Here is a 15,625-nt window from a genome sequence, read left to right as displayed (position 1 = left end):
CCCGCCATGGGCCCTGTCCAGAGTCACTCCCGTTCTGGTCCCATGGTCGTAGGACCGGCGGTCGTTCGTGAACGCCGTATGGCAGTCGCGTTGCGGGGCGGCCGGTGCTCTTGGCGCCGGGACCCCCGGGGCATACGGTCGGGACGAGAACAACGCACGGCCGTGTGCCCGAGAGGCTCAGGGGCTCGACTGCAACTCGAGTTACACCGGTTCGATTCCGGTCACGGCCTCGGTATACGGAAACCGCCCGCCCCTCGTCCGCAGGGGCGGGCGGTTTCCGTGTGTCCGGCGGCGGTCAGGACTTGGCGGCCGCGACGGCTGCCTGGGGCCGGATCGGGAGGCGGTTGATCGGGCGGCCGGTGGCCGCGCGGACCGCGGCGGCCACCGCGGCCGGGGAGGTCACCACGGGGACCGCGGAAGCCGGCTTGGCGCCGAAGGGGGCCACCACATCGCGTTCCTCGACGAGTCTGACGATGCGGATGTCCGGCGCGTCGAGGGAGGTCGGCAGGGCGTAGCCCGTCAGGTCGGGGTGCCGGATCAGACCGCGCGCGGTGCGCAGGTTCTCCGTCAGCGCGGTGCCGATGCCCTGGGTGATGCCCGCCTCGATCCGGGTCGCCAGCTGGGACGGGTTGAGGACCCGGCCGACGTCCTGGGCGACGGCCATCTCCACGACGCGGACCGAGCCGAGTTCGATGTCGACGTCCACCACCGCGCGGATCGCGCAGAACGCGAGGCCGACGAAGGCGTCGCCCTGGCCGGACTCGTCGAGCGGCTCGGTGGGGTGCGGGCGGCACTGGGCGGTGGCCCAGAGCTCCTTGCCGTCCATCGCCTCGGTGACGGTCGTGGACAGCACCCCGTCGTACGAGGTGATCTTGCCGTCGGCGATCTGGAGCAGCTCGGTGGACATGCCGAACTTGTGGGCCAGCGGCTGGAGCAGCTGGGTGCGGACCATCTTCGCGGCGCGTTCGACCGCTCCGGCGGAGACCCAGGTGTGACGGCCGTGCGTGGCCGGGCCCGCCGGGGGCTGGTCGGTGTCGACGGAGGCCACATGGACCTCCTCGATGCCCAGGGTCTCCTGGACGACCTGGCGGGCCAGCGTCGAGAAGCCCTGGCCCGTCTCGACCGCGGCGCAGATGACGGTGGCGACCCCGTCGTGGACCCGGACCGTGGCCGTGGAGACCTCGTCGGCGCCCTCGGCGCCGAGCATGTGGACCATGCCGAGCGCGTAGCCGACCCCGCGCCGCACCGCGCCGGGCTCGCCCGCGCCCTCCGGGCCGCCCGGGAGCAGCCAGTCGTCCTCCGGGGAGTCCTTGGGGAGCGAGGGGAGCGGGAAGTCCCTTACCGAACGCAGGAGTTCGGCGACGGGGGCGGGGCAGGTCACGGTCTGGCCGGTGGGCAGGATGTCGCCGGTGGACAGCGCGTTGCGCAGCCGCAGCTCGGCCGGGTCGATGGAGAGTCTGGCGGCCAGCTTGTCCATCTGGCCCTCGTACGCGGCGCAGACCTGCATCGCGCCCTCGCCCCGGACATGGCCGGACGGCGGGTTGTTCGTACGGACGGCCCAGCCCTCGATGAAGGCGTGCGGGACGACGTAGGGGCCGCAGGCGAACGCGACGGCGGCGGCCAGCGACTCGGACGAGTAGTCGGCGTACGCGCCCGCGTCGAGGAGGATCTGCGCCTCGACCTTCACCAGACGGCCCTCGGCGTCCGCGTGGTGGCGGTAGCGGAGCAGGGTCGGGTGGCGGTGCGCGTGGCCGAGGAAGGACTCCTCGCGGGTGGCGGCCAGTTTGACCGGGCAGCCGGTGCGCAGGGCGAGCAGACCCAGCGGGAGCTGGAATCCGGGGTCCTCGCGGTCGCCGGTCGCGCCGGGGACGCCGGTGACGACGACCTTCACCCGGTCCGGTTCGAGGCCGAAGCAGGCGGCGGCCAGGTCGCGGTCGGTGTGCGGGTCGGTGGAGGCGGTGTAGATCTCGACGCCGCCGTCGGGGCGGGGTACAGCGAGTCCGGCCTCGGCGCCGATCGGCGCCGGATCCTGGCGGCCGATGCGGTACAGGCCCTCGACGATGACCTCGCCCACGATCTCCGGGTCGCCGTAGCGCAGCGGGATGTGGCGGATCAGATTGCCGTCGGGGTGCAGCGGTTCGGCGGCGAAGGCCTTCTCCGGGTCGGTGACCGGTTCCAGCACCTCGTACTCGACGGCGATGGCGGCGGCGGCCAGCCGGGCCGTGTCGGGGTGGTCGGCGGCGACCGCGGCGATCGGCTCGCCGTGGTGGCGGACCAGGTCGGAGGCGAAGACGGGGCGGTCCACGACGCGGCGTCCGTAGGCGCTCTCGCCGGGGACGTCCTCGTGGGTGACGACCGCTCGTACGCCCGGCATCTCGACCGCGGCCGAGGTGTCGATCGACAGGATGCGGGCATGGGGATGCGGAGAGCGGAGCACGGCCGCCCAGAGCAGTCCCTCGGCCCACAGGTCGGCGGCGTACGGGAAGGTGCCCTCGGTCTTGGCGCGGGCGTCGGCAGGCGGCAGCGAGGCGCCCAGGCCGAGCAGCGGCTGCTCGGTCCCGGAGCCGTCGGGGCCGTCCAGTGAAGGGATGCTGATCGCCGTGTGGGTCGCGCCGGCCGCGGTGGCTGCGTCGTTGCTCACGCCATGCCTCCGTCCTGCAGATGGGCCTGCACACTACCCGCGCCGGGGGCCGCCTGGTGCGGGATGCGGGCCTCGTCCTGTTCCGCGGATTCCGGGGCGGGTGCCGAGGCCGCCTCGGCTGCGGCCTCGCGTCCCGCGATGACCTCGTTCACGGCGTCGAGCACGCCGCGGTAGCCGGAGCAGCGGCAGAGGTTGCCGCAGAGCGCCTGGCGGGTCTCCAGCTCGCTGGGGGCGTGGTTGCCCTCCAGCAGGTCGTGGACGGTCATGGCCATTCCGGGGATGCAGAAGCCGCACTGGACGGCGCCGCAGTCGGCCAGCGCCCGCTGGACGTCGGACGGTTCGCCGTCGACGGCCAGACCTTCGACGGTACGGACCTCGCTGCCCGCCGCGGTGGCCGCGGGGACCAGGCAGGAGGCGACGAGACGGCCGTCGACCTGGACGTTGCAGGCGCCGCACTCACCTTGCGAGCAGCCGTCCTTGGCACCGGCGAGGCCGAGGCGCTCGCGCAGCACGTAGAGCAGTGACTCGCCGATCCAGGCGTCGGTGACGGGGCGGTCGGCGCCGTTCACGTGCAGCACGTACGAGGCGGAGGGGTGCTCGCTGGGCAGGTCGAGGGCAGCGGCCGGGGCGGCGTCGGGGTCCGCGGCGCCGAGGTCCATGGCATCGGCGTCCACGGCACCGGTGTCCGCGGCCTCGGCTTCCGGCGCCGACTCGGCGTCCGTGGCCTCGGCATCCGGTGCCGTACCGGCGTCCGGTGCCGCCTCGGCGACCGGTTCGGCTGTGCCGGGGTGCTCCGTGCCGTGCTGCGGCGCGTCCTGGAGGGTCGCCTCCGGCGGGACTTCGTGCGCGGCGTCGTGCGCGGTTTCGTGCGCGCCGTCGGAAGGCTCCGGGAGCGGCGCGGCGGCGTCCACGTCCCCTTCCGCGGCGCCGTCCGGCGCGTCCGGTGCCCCGCCGGGGTCCGTCCCCTGCGGCGGGGTGTCGTCCCCGGCCGCGGGCTCCGGCTCCCGCGTCGCCCAGGGCGCGGGCGCGCCGCCGGGCAGGGTGGCCGGCGGGGTCCGCTCCGCGTACCAGCCGGCGGCCAGCGCGGAGGCCGAGAACTCGCCGGACTCCTCCGGGAGATCGCCGTCGGCGACCGGGATCTGCCACTGGCCGGTGTGTCCTGTGGCCTCGGCGGACTCGGCGAAGTTCCACTGGCCGGTGTCGGCCGGGTTCTCGCGGTACCGGTCCGGATACTGCTCCCCGGACGCCTGCGGCTGGTGCGGGGTCTGCGGGTATCCGTACGGCGTCTGCTGCTGGTTCGGGTCCGGCCAGTGCACCGCCTCGGGGGCCGGCCGCTCCGTTTGCGTGCCGCGTTCCGGCTGGGCCCGCTGGTCCGGTGTCTGGGCGGCCCAGCTGCCGGTGGCCGCGGGGTCGAGCCCGGCGGCCGGGGTCAGCGGGAGGATCATCGGCGGTACGTAGCCCTGGCCGGGCGCGGCCAGCGGGATGTTCGCCAGGTCCTCGGGCGGCAGGTGGACGAAGGCGGTCGCGTCGGCGTCGTACTCGCCGCTCTGGGGGGTCGGCTCCCATCCCCCGTGCTGTTCGGTGTGGTTCTCGTTGCTCACGACAGTGCCCTCCCCAGCGCGCGTCGGGCCAGCGCGGCGACGGTGCGCCGCAGGTGCAGTACTGCGGGGGACAGCGGTGGCGCCTCTCCCCCGTCGGCGGGCGGTGGCTCGTCCGGGATGCAGGCCGCGGCGACGTACTCGCCGAAGGCGGCCAGCGCGTCGGGCGCCAGGCCCCGTTCGCCGTCCCAGTCGATCAGCGAGGCGATCCAGCGTTCGGCCTCCAGCGGCCGCAGCGGCATCGGCGCGATGGCGCCGACCGCGCAGCGCACTCCGCGCCGGGCCGGGTCGAGGACGATCGCGACGGAGGCGGTGGCCCGGCCGGGGCCGGTGCGTCCGGTCGCCTTGAGGAACACCTGCGGGGCGTGCAGCAGGGGAACGCGGACGAAGCCGATCAGTTCGGCGGGCTCCAGCATCTCGCGGCCGGCCAGCAGGTGCGAGACCGGGATCTCACGGCGGGCGCCGCCGGGTCCCGCGATGACCAGCTCGGCCTCCAGCGCGGCGAGCACCGGCAGGGCGTCGCCGGTCGGGGCGGCGGTGGCGATGTTGCCGCCGAGCGTTCCGGCGTTGCGGATCTGGGGCGGGCCGGCGGCGCGCGCGGACGCGGCCAGGGCGGGGATGAGGGCGGCGAAGTCGGGGCGCCCCATGCGGGCGTGGGTGAGTCCGGCGCCGAGCAGGGCGTGGCCGTCCTGGTAGTGCCAGCCCCGGAGTTCACTGATCCGGCCGAGGCCGACCAGCCCGGAGGGGCGCAGGAGGCCCTTGTTGACAGCCGACATCAGGTCCGTGCCGCCTGCCACGGGGACGGCGGCAGGCATGGCGCCGAGTGCCGCCACGGCCTCGTCCAGCGAGGCAGGCAGCGTGACGGACTGCGCCGCCTGCGGTGCTTGCGTGGTCAACCCAGCTGCCCCTTCCCGGTGTCCCGGCTGTCCCGTCTGTTTCGCCGTACGGTACGTGCTCAAAGCCTGGACGTGGCAACTCTGGCACATCTTCGGACCGGCCCGACGCGAGGGTCCGCGAAGGGAGTATCCGTCCCTGGCCAGGGGGATGATCCCGATTCGCACCTCTTCTGCGCAGAGTGTGAATTGCCACTATTCAGCGAAGCTTGTACGACTTATTCCGTCCCACGGGAGAGTGCGGGAGGACCGGGAGAGGGCTCGGAAGGGAGCGGTTCCCGCCGCGGCGGGAACCGCTCCCTTCGCGCGGGCTCACACGAGCGGGGGCGCTCCCTCGATCGGGCGTCCGAGGATGCCGGGCCGCCGCTGCCACGGCAACGGACCGCCCGGCCGCCGGTAGTCGACACCCAGCGCGTCAAGTCGCGCGTAGTGCGTGGCCATCCGCCGCTCGAAGCCGGCGAAGTCCCGTTCCTCGGAGGCGGGCAGGGCCGACCAGGCGACCTCGGCGAGGGCGGCGAGGCGCGGGAAGACCTGGTAGTCGACGCGGGCCCGGTTCTGCATGACCTCGGTCCAGACGTTGGCCTGGGTGCCGAGGATGTGCCGGGCCGCCTCCTCGGAGAGGCCCGGCGGAACGGGTTCGAAGCGGTAGACGTCCTCCAGGGTGCGGACGTATCCGATCGGCATCGGCTCGTCGGGGCCGCCGTCCTGACGGTGGTCCAGATAGACCTGTTGCTCCGGGCACATCACGACGTCGTGCCCGGCCTCGGCGGCGGCGATGCCGCCCGCGTAGCCGCGCCACGAGGAGACGGCCGCGCCCTCGGCGAGCCCGCCCTCCAGGATCTCGTCCCAGCCGATGAGGCGGCGGCCCCGTGCGGTGAGCCAGCTGTCGAAGTGGCGGATGAACCAGGACTGCAGCTCGTCCTCGTCGGCCAGGCCGAGTTCCTTGATGCGGGCCTGGGCCGTCGGCGACTGCTTCCACTGGTCCTTGGGGCACTCGTCGCCGCCGACGTGGATGAACGGCGAGGTGGCGGCCGGGAAGAGTTCGAGGAGTTCCTCGAAGACGCCCTCGAAGAAGCGCAGGGTGGTGTCGGTGGGGGCGAGTACGTTCGGGGTGACGCCCCAGTTGTCCCAGACGGAGAGGGCGGTGGTGTCGATGACGTCGGTGTTGCCGAGTTCCGGGTAGGCGGTGATGGTCGCCTGCGAGTGCCCCGGGATGTCGATCTCGGGGACGACACGGATGTGCCGGGCGGCGGCGTACGCCACGATCTCGCGGATGTCGTCCTGTGTGTAGAAACCGCCGTGCGGGGTCTCGTCCCAGAGTTCGGAGGCCCGGTGGCCGTGCTTCGTGCGCGACCGCCAGGAGCCGGCCTCGGTCAGGCGCGGGTAGCGCTTGATCTCGATGCGCCAGCCCTGGTCGTCGGTGAGGTGGAAGTGGAAGACGTTCAGCTTGTGGGCGGCGAGGAGGTCGAGGTAGCGCAGGACGTCGGTCTTGGGCATGAAGTGCCGTGACACGTCGAGCATCATGCCGCGCCAGGGGAAGCGCGGGCCGTCCTCGATGTCCGTGAACCCGAAGCCGGTCCGGGCGCCGCCGTTGACGGGCGCCTGGCGGAAGGCCTCCGGTCCCAGCAGCTGACGCAGCGTCTGGGCACCCCAGAAGACTCCGGCGGGACCGCCGCCGGTGATCACGACGCTCTCGTCGGGCTGGGTGGTCAGCCGGTAGCCCTCTGGCTCCAGGGCCGGGTCGGTCCGCAGCCGGATCGCGCGCGCGGCGCCCTCGCCGCCCGGTGCGAGCGACAGGCCGAAGGCGGCGCCGAGCGTGGCGCGCAGCCAGCGTTCGGTGGTCTCGGTGCCGGGGGCCGCGGTGATGGTGGTGGACGGATCCAGGACGAATCCGCACCGCCCCCGGTCACCCACGCGCACCGGTGCCGGGATCAGGTCCATGTCCATGACGTCAGTCCTTAACCGCTCCGCCCAGTCCCGAGACCAGGCGTCGCTGTACGAGTACGAAGAAGACCAGCACGGGAACGGTCATCACCGTCGAGGCTGCCATGATCCCGCCCCAGTCGTTCTCATCGGGTTTGAAGAAGACCAGCAGAGCCATCGGGAGCGTCGACCGGGAGGTGTCGCTGATGATGAACGACTTCGCGAACAGGAAGTCGTTCCAGGTCGAGATGAACGAGAAGACGCTGGTCGCCACCAGGCCCGGGAAGACCAGCGGGAAGAGGATCTGCCACAGGAAGCGGGCGCGGCTCGCGCCGTCGATGTACGCCGCCTCCTCCAGGGCGTCCGGGACGGCCTTGACGAAGCCGCGCAGCATCCAGATCGCGAACGGCAGTGAGAAGGCGAGGTGCGGCAGGATCAGTGAACCGAGGGTGTTGAGCTGGCCGAAGTCCCGCATCAGGAAGAACAGCGGGATCGTCAGCGCCTCGACCGGCACCATCTGCGCCACCAGGAACATGATCAGCAGGGTGGTGCGGAAGCGGAATCTGAACCGGGTCACCGCCGTCGCCGCCAGGAAGGCGATCAGCGCCGAGACGATGACGACCGTGCCGGCGACGAGCAGGCTGTTGAGGAAGTAGCGCCCGAAGTCGTGCTGCTGGAAGACCCGGCGGAAGGAGTCCAGGGACGGCGAGAGCGTCCACGGCCTGGGGTGCGTGGACTGGATCTCGCCGGCCGGTTTGATGGCCGAGAGCACCATCCAGTACAGCGGGAAGGCCACGGCGGCGGCGATCAGCAGGGCCACCGCCTCGGCGGCGAGCCGGCCCGGCCGACGGACGCGCAACAGGGACGGCGGGCTCACAGTTCCTCCCCCTGGCGCCTCACCAGGCGCAGATGGACCAGCGTGACCGCCAGCAGGATCACCAGCATCACGACGCCGATCGCCGAGCCGAGGCTGTACTGCGAGGACGCGAACGCCTTCTGGTACGCGTACACGTTGAGCACCAGGTTCTGGCCGGCGATGCCGCCGCCGTTGGTCATGACGTAGATCTGGGTGAAGACCTTGAAGTCCCAGATGATCGACTGGATGGTGACGACGATCAGGATCGGCCGCAGCATCGGCGCCATGACCGACCGCCAGATCCGCCACTGCGAGGCGCCGTCCAGCGCAGCCGCCTCCAGCACCTCGGTGGGGATCGCCCGGATGCCCGCGTACACGGTGACCATCACGAACGGGAACGAGCACCACAGGACTTCGAGGAGCACCAGGGCGAAGGCGCTGTAGCGCCCGTACGTCCAGGAGAAGTCGCCGAGCCCCAGCACCCGGTTGACCGGTCCGAAGTCGGCGTCGAAGAGGAAGACCCAGACGGTCGAGCCGGTGATCGCGGGGGTCGCCCAGGCGCCGAGCGCGGCCATCATCAGCGCGAGCCGCGGCAGGGCCCGCACCCGGGTCAGCAGGACGGCCAGTGCGCAGCCGGCCAGCAGGGTGGCCAGCACGCAGAGCGCCGCGAAGACCAGGGTGGCCAGCAGCACCTGCCAGAACTGGCTGTCGTGGAAGAGCGTCGCGTAGTTGCCGAACCCCTGGAAGGTGGCCGGTTCGCCGCCGCTCACCTGGGCCTGGGTGTACTCCAGGAAGGAGATCAGGCCGAGCTGGTAGATCGGGTAGACCAGCAGCCCGCCGAGCAGGACGAGCGCGGGCAGGAGGTAGAGCCAGGGGGTCCAGCCGGACCGCCGGGCCGGGGAGGCCGCGGGGCGGCGCCGGAGCGGGCGAGGGGCACTCCCGTCCGCTCCGGGTGCGCGGGACGTTTTGTACGCCGTGCTGTTCGCCGTCATCGTCAGCCCGCGTCGGCGAACGCGGCGTCCATCTTCTTCGCGGCGTCGTCCGAGGCGCCGGCCACGTCCTTGCGGCCGCTGACGATCTCCTGGAACATCGTCGGCAGGATCAGCGAGGAGTCGATCTGGCCCCAGGCCGGCGAGGCCGGGACGAACTTGGCGCCCGCGCCCAGGGTCCTGACGAACGGTTCGACGAACGGCTCCTTCTTCGCGGCCGCGGCCAGCACGTCCGTGTACGTCGGCAGGAAGCCCATCGCGTCGAACATCTTCGCCTGGGTCCGCTTGCCGGTCAGCGACTTCATGAGGTCGACGGCGAGGGTGCGGTGCTCGCTGCTCTTCAGCACGCCGATGTTGTTGCCACCCGCGAACGCCGGGGCGACGGAGTTCTCGGCCACACCCGGCAGCGGCACGACCGCGTACTTGCCCTTCACCGTGCCGGCCTCGACGGCCGCGTGGCTGAAGTCGCCGCCGATGGCCATGGCGGCCTTGCCGGAGGCGAAGGCGGTGACGGTCGCGTTGCCACCCATGGCGGCGCACTTGGCGGCCGGGCAGTTGGCGTCGCCGAAGAGCGAGGTGTAGGCGGCGATGCCCTTGCGGGCCTTCTCGCTGTTGATGGCGGCCTTGTACGAAGCGCCGCTCCCGTCGGCCAGTTCGCCGCCGTTGGCCCAGATGAAAGGCATCGCGCCGTAGGTGTACGCGCCGCCCACCGCGAGTCCGTACAGGCCGGGCTTCTCTCGGTGGATCTTCTTCGCGGTGGAGATCAGTTCCGCCTGGGACTTGGGCGCCTCGATCCCCAAGTCCTCGAAGACGTCGGTGCGGTAGTACAGCGCCCTGACGCCGACGAAGAGCGGGGCCCCGTAGACCTTCCCGCCGACCGTCACGGACTGCTTGGCGGTCGGGTCGGTGTCCTCGGCGTCCGCCCAGGCACCGAACTCGGCGCTGACATCGGCCAGTCCGCCGTCCTTCACGTAGCCGGCGGTGTCCGTGTTGCCGTACTCGATCAGGTCCGGGGCGCTCTTGGGGTCGTTGAACGCGGCTTTGACGCGCTGGGCGCGGGTCTCGACGGGGATGTACTCGATCTCGGCCTTCGCGCCCTTGTGGGCCTTCCCGAAGTCCGCGACCGCGGCGTCGACGACCTTCTCCTTGGGCTTGTTGCCCACCTCCTGGAACAGCCAGACGCGCAGTGTGCCGGTCTTCTCGTCCCCCTTGGCGCCGGTGTCGGAGGTCTGCGGCGCGCAGGCGGTGGCGGTGAGACCCGCCAGCACAAGCGCCGCAGCCGGGGCGGCGATTCGGGCAGAAAGCTTCATCCGGGACCCCTACCGGTAGGCGTTGCACCATGCGCAACGCTCGTTTCGTTCTGCACAACTTGCAGGAGGGTAGGTCCAGACGAAGTCGCCGACAAGTGGTCTCAACCACTCTGTGACCCGGGGACGCGGCCCGCGCAACGCCGGCGGGCCCGGAACGGCGAAGAACCCCCGGGGCACGCGGCTGCGTGCCCCGGGGGTTCTCCCGGACAGGTCGGTTCTGCTGCTGCGGACTACTTCTTGTCCTTGCCGCCCTTGCCCTTGTCCTTGTCGCCGCCGGCGCCCATGGACTCGTAGATCTCCTTGCACATGGGACACACCGGGTACTTCTTGGGGTCGCGCCCCGGTACCCAGACCTTGCCGCACAGCGCGACCACGGGGGTGCCCTCCAGGGCACTCGCCATGATCTTGTCCTTCTGGACGTAATGGGCGTAGCGCTCGTGGTCGCCGTCGCCGTTCGACACCTGTGGCGTCGGCTCCACGAGGGTTCCCGTACCTGCCCCGCGCTCGGGCTCAAGAGTGCTCATAACCGCCAAGCGTACTGAAAGCCCGGGGGATCAGTTGAGCGAAGGGTCGTCCGGGTACGTGGCGACCATGGCCAGTTCGCTGCGCTGACGGCGCAGGACGGCTCTCCAGAGGCTCTCCGGGCGCGGCGAGGAGACGTCCCCCGGCTCCGACTCGACGACGTACCAGGCGCCCTCGGAGAGTTCCGCCTCCAGTTGTCCGGGCCCCCAGCCCGCGTAACCGGCGAAGATCCGCAGCGAGCCGAGGGCCGCGGCCAGCAGCTCGGGCGGCGCCTCCAGGTCCACCAGGCCGATCGCCCCGTACACCCGGCGCCAGCCGAGAGGACCCTCGCTCCCGGGGATCACCGCCACACCGAGCGCCGAGTCGAGGGAGACCGGGCCGCCCTGGAAGACGACATCGGGCTCACCGGTCAGACCGGCCCAGGACGCGAGGATGTCGGCGACGCCGACCGGGGTCGGGCGGTTCAGGACCACGCCGAGCGAGCCCTCCTCGTCGTGGTCGAGGAGCAGCACCACCGCGCGGTCGAAATTCGGGTCCGCCAGGGCGGGTGCGGCCACGAGCAGCCGCCCTGTGAGCGAGGACACCTCGGTCATGCCAGAAATGATCCCGCATCTTCGGCTTTCGCGGGGGCCAAGTGCCCCGGTCGTCGCCCTGGGTGCCCGAGCGCAGCTCAGGGCGCACGGGTGCACAAGGAGCGCACAGCCGGACGCCCATCCGGACGGTGACCCTCCGCAAGATCCAGGATGCGGAGCGTGGTGTGGCGGTTTCATGACGTTCGCACACCACCCGCCTTCTTACGGAAGGGGGGCGCACGGCCATTACCCTTTCGATTGGCCCCCTGCCCGACCACTCCGGAACGCGAGATTCATGACCGGCACAGACGATGTCCTGCTTGTCCACGGCGGAACCCCGCTGGAGGGCGAGATCCGCGTCCGAGGCGCCAAGAACCTGGTGCCGAAGGCAATGGTCGCCGCGCTGCTCGGCAGCGGGCCCAGCCGACTGCGCAACGTGCCCGACATCCGTGATGTACGGGTGGTTCGCGGGCTCCTCCAGCTGCACGGCGTGACGGTCCGTCCGGGTGACGAACCGGGCGAACTGATCCTCGACCCCACCCACGTCGAGAGCGCGAACGTCGCCGACATCGACGCCCACGCGGGCTCGTCGCGCATCCCGATCCTCTTCTGCGGCCCGCTGCTGCACCGGCTGGGCCACGCCTTCATTCCGGGGCTCGGCGGCTGCGACATCGGCGGCCGGCCGATCGACTTCCACTTCGACGTGCTGCGCCAGTTCGGCGCGACGATCGAGAAGCGGGCGGACGGCCAGTACCTGGAGGCCCCGCAGCGGCTGCGCGGCACCAAGATCCGGCTGCCGTACCCGTCGGTGGGCTCCACCGAGCAGGTGCTGCTGACGGCCGTGCTCGCCGAGGGTGTCACCGAGCTGTCCAACGCGGCCGTGGAGCCGGAGATCGAGGACCTCATCTGCGTACTGCAGAAGATGGGCGCGATCATCTCCATGGACACCGACCGGACCATCCGGATCACCGGTGTCGACCGTCTCGACGGCTATACCCACCGGGCCATCCCGGACCGCCTGGAGGCCGCCTCCTGGGCGTCCGCGGCGCTGGCGACCGAGGGCAACATCTACGTCCACGGGGCGCAGCAGCGCTCGATGATGACGTTCCTGAACACCTTCCGCCGGGTCGGCGGCGCCTTCGAGATCGACGACGAGGGCATCCGCTTCTGGCATCCGGGCGGCGCGCTGAACGCCATCGCGCTGGAGACGGACGTGCACCCCGGCTTCCAGACCGACTGGCAGCAGCCGCTGGTCGTGGCGCTGACGCAGGCCTCGGGCCTGTCGATCGTCCACGAGACGGTGTACGAGTCCCGGCTCGGCTTCACCTCGGCGCTCAACCAGATGGGTGCGCACATCCAGCTCTACCGCGAGTGCCTGGGCGGCTCCGACTGCCGCTTCGGCCAGCGCAACTTCCTGCACTCCGCGGTCGTCTCCGGGCCGACGAGGCTCCAGGGCGCGGATCTGGTCATCCCGGACCTGCGCGGCGGTTTCTCGTACCTGATCGCCGCTCTGGCGGCGCAGGGGACGTCCCGGGTGCACGGGATCGACCTGATCAACCGCGGCTACGAGAACTTCATGGACAAGCTGGAGAAGCTCGGCGCGAAGGTCGAGCTGCCGGGCGGTTCACTCGTCTGACACGCACTGGCGGACGGATGAACGGGGGCCCGGGGCACTGCTCCGGGCCCCCGTTCGTCCGTCGTCACGGGGCCGGGCGCCCGCCCGCATGGCCCTCAGCGGCCCAGAACGGCGTTCTGCGGCCCGTACGACGAAGGGCGGCCACCCTGGTCGGGGTGGCCGCCCTTCGTCGTGCAAAGGGGGTGTTACTTACCCTTGGCGGCTTCCTTGAGCTTCGAGCCCGCGGAGACCTTCACGCTGTAGCCGGCCGGGATGTTGATCGGGTCGCCGGTCTGCGGGTTACGAGCGGTGCGAGCGGCACGGTGGGTGCGCTCGAAGGTCAGGAAACCGGGGATGGTGACCTTCTCGTCGCCCTTGGCGACGATCTCACCGACGGTCTCGGCGAGCGCGGCCAGCACGGCGTCGGCGTCCTTGCGAGTCACCTCGGCACGGTCGGCCAGGGCGGCCACCAGCTCACTGCGGTTCATGTTGTTACTCCCGTGTTCTTCTTGCCTGTGAGGCGTGAGATCGAAGCCGATGCTGCCAGGGCCCTCGGACAGTCCCCGGACTCGGGTTCGTGTTGAGAACCCTCGCGCCCCGTGGGGTCTCCCCCCGGACCAAGTCCTTGGGAAAGCATCCTGCCCCCACCTGCGGCGGGAAAGCCAATCCGGCACCCTCCGGAGTCACACGAAAAGCGCCACTGCCTCGTCGTGGTGACGTTCCGTCGACTCCCCGAAAGCGGTCCGCAGCGGGTGCGGGGCTCTGCGGGACGCGTCGCCCGCCCACCCTAAAGGGGCGTTTGGGGCGCCGCGACCCGCGACGCGCCGGACATCAGACGGACGTGGGACCCGTCACAGCCGCGCCGGCCGCCTTGGCGGCGTCCCGGACCGCTCCGGCGACCGCTCCGGCGACCTTGTCGTTGAAGACCGACGGGATGATGTAGTTCGCGTTCACCTCGTCCTCGGCGACGACGCCGGCGAGGGCGCGCGCGGCGGCGAGCATCATCTCCGTGTTGACGGTGCGGGACTGGGCGTCCAGAAGTCCGCGGAAGACGCCGGGGAAGACCAGGACGTTGTTGATCTGGTTGGGGAAGTCCGAGCGGCCGGTGGCCACGACAGCCGCCGTCTCGCGGGCGATCGCGGGGTCGACCTCGGGGTCCGGGTTCGCGAGCGCGAACACGATCGCACCGTCCGCCATGGCCGCGACATCGGTCCCGTCCAGCACGTTCGGGGCCGAGACGCCGATGAAGACGTCGGCGCCCACGACCGCCTGCTTGAGGGTGCCGGTGACGGACTCCGGGTTGGTGTTGTCGGCGATCCAGCGCAGCGGCGAGTCGGGCTCGGCGGAGACCAGGTCCTCGCGGCCGGAGTGCACCACGCCGTGGATGTCGGCGACGACCGCGTGCTTGACGCCCGCGGCGATGAGGAGCTTCAGGATGGCCGTACCGGCCGCCCCGGCGCCGGACATGACGACCCGCACGTCCCCGATGTCCTTGCCCACCACGCGCAGCGCGTTGGTCAGCGAGGCCAGGACGACGATGGCGGTGCCGTGCTGGTCGTCGTGGAAGACGGGGATGTCCAGGGCCTCGCGCAGCCGGGCCTCGATCTCGAAGCAGCGCGGCGCGGAGATGTCCTCCAGGTTGATGCCCGCGAAGCCGGGGGCGATCGCCTTGACGATCTCGACGATCGCGTCGGTGTCCTGGGTGTCCAGGCAGATCGGCCAGGCGTCGATGCCGGCGAACCGCTTGAAGAGGGCCGCCTTGCCCTCCATCACCGGGAGGGCGGCCATCGGGCCGATGTTGCCGAGGCCGAGCACCGCGGAGCCGTCCGTCACGACTGCGACGGAGTTGCGCTTGATGGTGAGGCGGCGGGCGTCCTCGGGGTTCTCGGCGATCGCCATGCAGACCCGGGCCACGCCGGGGGTGTAGATCATCGACAGGTCGTCACGGTTGCGGATGGGGTGCTTCGACTGCATCTCGATCTTGCCGCCGAGGTGCATCAGGAACGTACGGTCGGACACCTTGCCGAGGACGACGCCCACGATGTCGCGCAGGCCTTCGACGATCTCGTCGGCGTGCGACGTGGAGGAGGCCGCGATCGTGACGTCGATCCGAAGCTTGTCGTGACCGGAAGCGGTCACGTCGAGGCCGGTGACCGAACCACCGGAGGACTCCACGGCCGTGGTGAGCTGGGAGACCGCTGTGCCGCTCGCGGGCACCTCCAGCCTGACCGTCATCGAGTACGAGACGCTGGGCGCCGTTGCCATGGCCGAGTCCTTCGCTTTCCTTAGCTTCATTGCTACGCGGCCGGAGCTGCAAACAAGAACAGCCCCGCACACGCCTTCAGATATTCGCACCTACCGGTGGGTAGCCGGTAATGACTGCCGCACTTCGGAAAGTGTTTTCCACCATACGAGATATGAGGGCTCCAGCGGAACCCCCGACGGGGCTCGCATCCCGAGTGCGTCCCGGACGCATTCGGGCTGTGTCCGGCCCCGTGAAACAAAAACAGACCCGCGTCACCGGGAGGTGACGCGGGTCTGTCTTCTTCGGTCAAGCGGCACCGGCCCGCCATGCTCGCCTCGCGGCAAGTGGTCGCTCGAAGCGACTAAGGTTGGGCCCGGGGGCTTGGATCGAGCCGATGCCGACTCCAGGCTAACAAACACCCCGGAGAAGTGATTCCCGCGGCGCAGGTTGACCGGAAAAAG

The 15,625-nt window shown here is 71.2% G+C and carries 12 protein-coding genes and 1 tRNA gene; 2 read left to right on the top strand and 11 right to left on the bottom strand.

Annotation, left to right across the window (positions count from 1 at the left end; all coding sequences use genetic code 11):
• Positions 1–158: 158 nt before the first annotated feature.
• A tRNA-Cys gene (locus OG322_RS23480) sits at positions 159–230 on the top strand.
• A gap of 65 nt (positions 231–295) precedes the next feature.
• Here the strand turns inward: OG322_RS23480 and OG322_RS23475 are convergent.
• The 9 genes from OG322_RS23475 to OG322_RS23435 all read right to left on the bottom strand — a co-directional run bounded on the left by OG322_RS23475 (position 296) and on the right by OG322_RS23435 (position 11,325).
• Positions 296–2,641 carry a xanthine dehydrogenase family protein molybdopterin-binding subunit gene (locus OG322_RS23475; protein WP_123471390.1) on the bottom strand — a complete coding sequence of 782 codons (2,346 nt, stop codon included), beginning with the start codon at positions 2,639–2,641 and terminating at the stop codon, positions 296–298.
• Positions 2,638–4,242 carry a 2Fe-2S iron-sulfur cluster-binding protein gene (locus OG322_RS23470; RefSeq protein ID WP_329306876.1) on the bottom strand — a complete coding sequence of 535 codons (1,605 nt, stop codon included), beginning with the start codon at positions 4,240–4,242 and terminating at the stop codon, positions 2,638–2,640. Before OG322_RS23470 ends, OG322_RS23475 begins: the two co-directional genes overlap by 4 nt.
• A complete protein-coding gene (locus OG322_RS23465; protein ID WP_123471392.1) occupies positions 4,239–5,135 on the bottom strand; it encodes an FAD binding domain-containing protein in 897 nt (298 codons plus the stop codon). Before OG322_RS23465 ends, OG322_RS23470 begins: the two co-directional genes overlap by 4 nt.
• A 309-nt stretch (positions 5,136–5,444) precedes the next feature.
• On the bottom strand, positions 5,445–7,079 hold the full coding sequence (locus tag OG322_RS23460; protein WP_266411884.1) for a beta-N-acetylhexosaminidase: 1,635 nt from the start codon (positions 7,077–7,079) through the stop codon (positions 5,445–5,447).
• Between the two features lie 4 nt (positions 7,080–7,083).
• Entirely contained in the window at positions 7,084–7,932 is an 849-nt protein-coding gene (locus OG322_RS23455; RefSeq protein WP_124284136.1) for a carbohydrate ABC transporter permease, read from the bottom strand.
• On the bottom strand, positions 7,929–8,903 hold the full coding sequence (locus OG322_RS23450) for a carbohydrate ABC transporter permease (RefSeq protein ID WP_123471395.1): 975 nt from the start codon (positions 8,901–8,903) through the stop codon (positions 7,929–7,931). The genes OG322_RS23455 and OG322_RS23450 overlap by 4 nt, the downstream gene beginning before the upstream one ends.
• A 2-nt stretch (positions 8,904–8,905) precedes the next feature.
• Positions 8,906–10,210 carry an extracellular solute-binding protein gene (locus OG322_RS23445; protein WP_123471396.1) on the bottom strand — a complete coding sequence of 435 codons (1,305 nt, stop codon included), beginning with the start codon at positions 10,208–10,210 and terminating at the stop codon, positions 8,906–8,908.
• A gap of 230 nt (positions 10,211–10,440) precedes the next feature.
• Positions 10,441–10,734 carry a DUF3039 domain-containing protein gene (locus tag OG322_RS23440; protein ID WP_072484142.1) on the bottom strand — a complete coding sequence of 98 codons (294 nt, stop codon included), beginning with the start codon at positions 10,732–10,734 and terminating at the stop codon, positions 10,441–10,443.
• Positions 10,735–10,764: 30 nt separating this feature from the next.
• The gene (locus tag OG322_RS23435; protein WP_123471397.1) at positions 10,765–11,325 is read right to left on the bottom strand and encodes a YqgE/AlgH family protein; all 561 of its coding nucleotides are present in this window, start codon (positions 11,323–11,325) and stop codon (positions 10,765–10,767) included.
• Positions 11,326–11,599: 274 nt separating this feature from the next.
• Here OG322_RS23435 and murA point away from each other — a divergent pair, with 274 nt between their 5' ends.
• Entirely contained in the window at positions 11,600–12,940 is a 1,341-nt protein-coding gene (gene murA / locus OG322_RS23430) for a UDP-N-acetylglucosamine 1-carboxyvinyltransferase (RefSeq protein ID WP_123471398.1), read from the top strand.
• Between the two features lie 185 nt (positions 12,941–13,125).
• Here the strand turns inward: murA and OG322_RS23425 are convergent, their stop codons facing one another.
• Together OG322_RS23425 and OG322_RS23420 are read right to left on the bottom strand one after the other, a co-directional pair.
• Positions 13,126–13,407, bottom strand: a complete 282-nt coding sequence (locus tag OG322_RS23425; RefSeq protein ID WP_003968811.1) for an HU family DNA-binding protein — start codon at positions 13,405–13,407, stop codon at positions 13,126–13,128.
• A gap of 343 nt (positions 13,408–13,750) precedes the next feature.
• A complete protein-coding gene (locus OG322_RS23420; RefSeq protein ID WP_124284137.1) occupies positions 13,751–15,184 on the bottom strand; it encodes an NAD-dependent malic enzyme in 1,434 nt (477 codons plus the stop codon).
• Positions 15,185–15,625: the final 441 nt, after the last annotated feature.

Origin of the sequence: Streptomyces sp. NBC_01260, from assembly GCF_036226405.1 — a bacterium.
Lineage (GTDB): Bacteria > Actinomycetota > Actinomycetes > Streptomycetales > Streptomycetaceae > Streptomyces > Streptomyces laculatispora.
Note: the sequence above shows the minus strand (reverse complement) of the source record. Positions and strands in the feature narration are given on the sequence as shown.

Coding starts and splice junctions, on each gene's coding strand:
- OG322_RS23460 (WP_266411884.1), bottom strand. CDS start 7,079: ATGGACATGGACCTGATCCCGGCACCGGTGCGCGTGGGTGACCGGGGG.
- OG322_RS23450 (WP_123471395.1), bottom strand. CDS start 8,903: ATGACGGCGAACAGCACGGCGTACAAAACGTCCCGCGCACCCGGAGCG.
- OG322_RS23445 (WP_123471396.1), bottom strand. CDS start 10,210: ATGAAGCTTTCTGCCCGAATCGCCGCCCCGGCTGCGGCGCTTGTGCTG.
- OG322_RS23440 (WP_072484142.1), bottom strand. CDS start 10,734: ATGAGCACTCTTGAGCCCGAGCGCGGGGCAGGTACGGGAACCCTCGTG.
- OG322_RS23435 (WP_123471397.1), bottom strand. CDS start 11,325: ATGACCGAGGTGTCCTCGCTCACAGGGCGGCTGCTCGTGGCCGCACCC.
- murA (WP_123471398.1), top strand. CDS start 11,600: ATGACCGGCACAGACGATGTCCTGCTTGTCCACGGCGGAACCCCGCTG.
- OG322_RS23425 (WP_003968811.1), bottom strand. CDS start 13,407: ATGAACCGCAGTGAGCTGGTGGCCGCCCTGGCCGACCGTGCCGAGGTG.
- OG322_RS23420 (WP_124284137.1), bottom strand. CDS start 15,184: ATGGCAACGGCGCCCAGCGTCTCGTACTCGATGACGGTCAGGCTGGAG.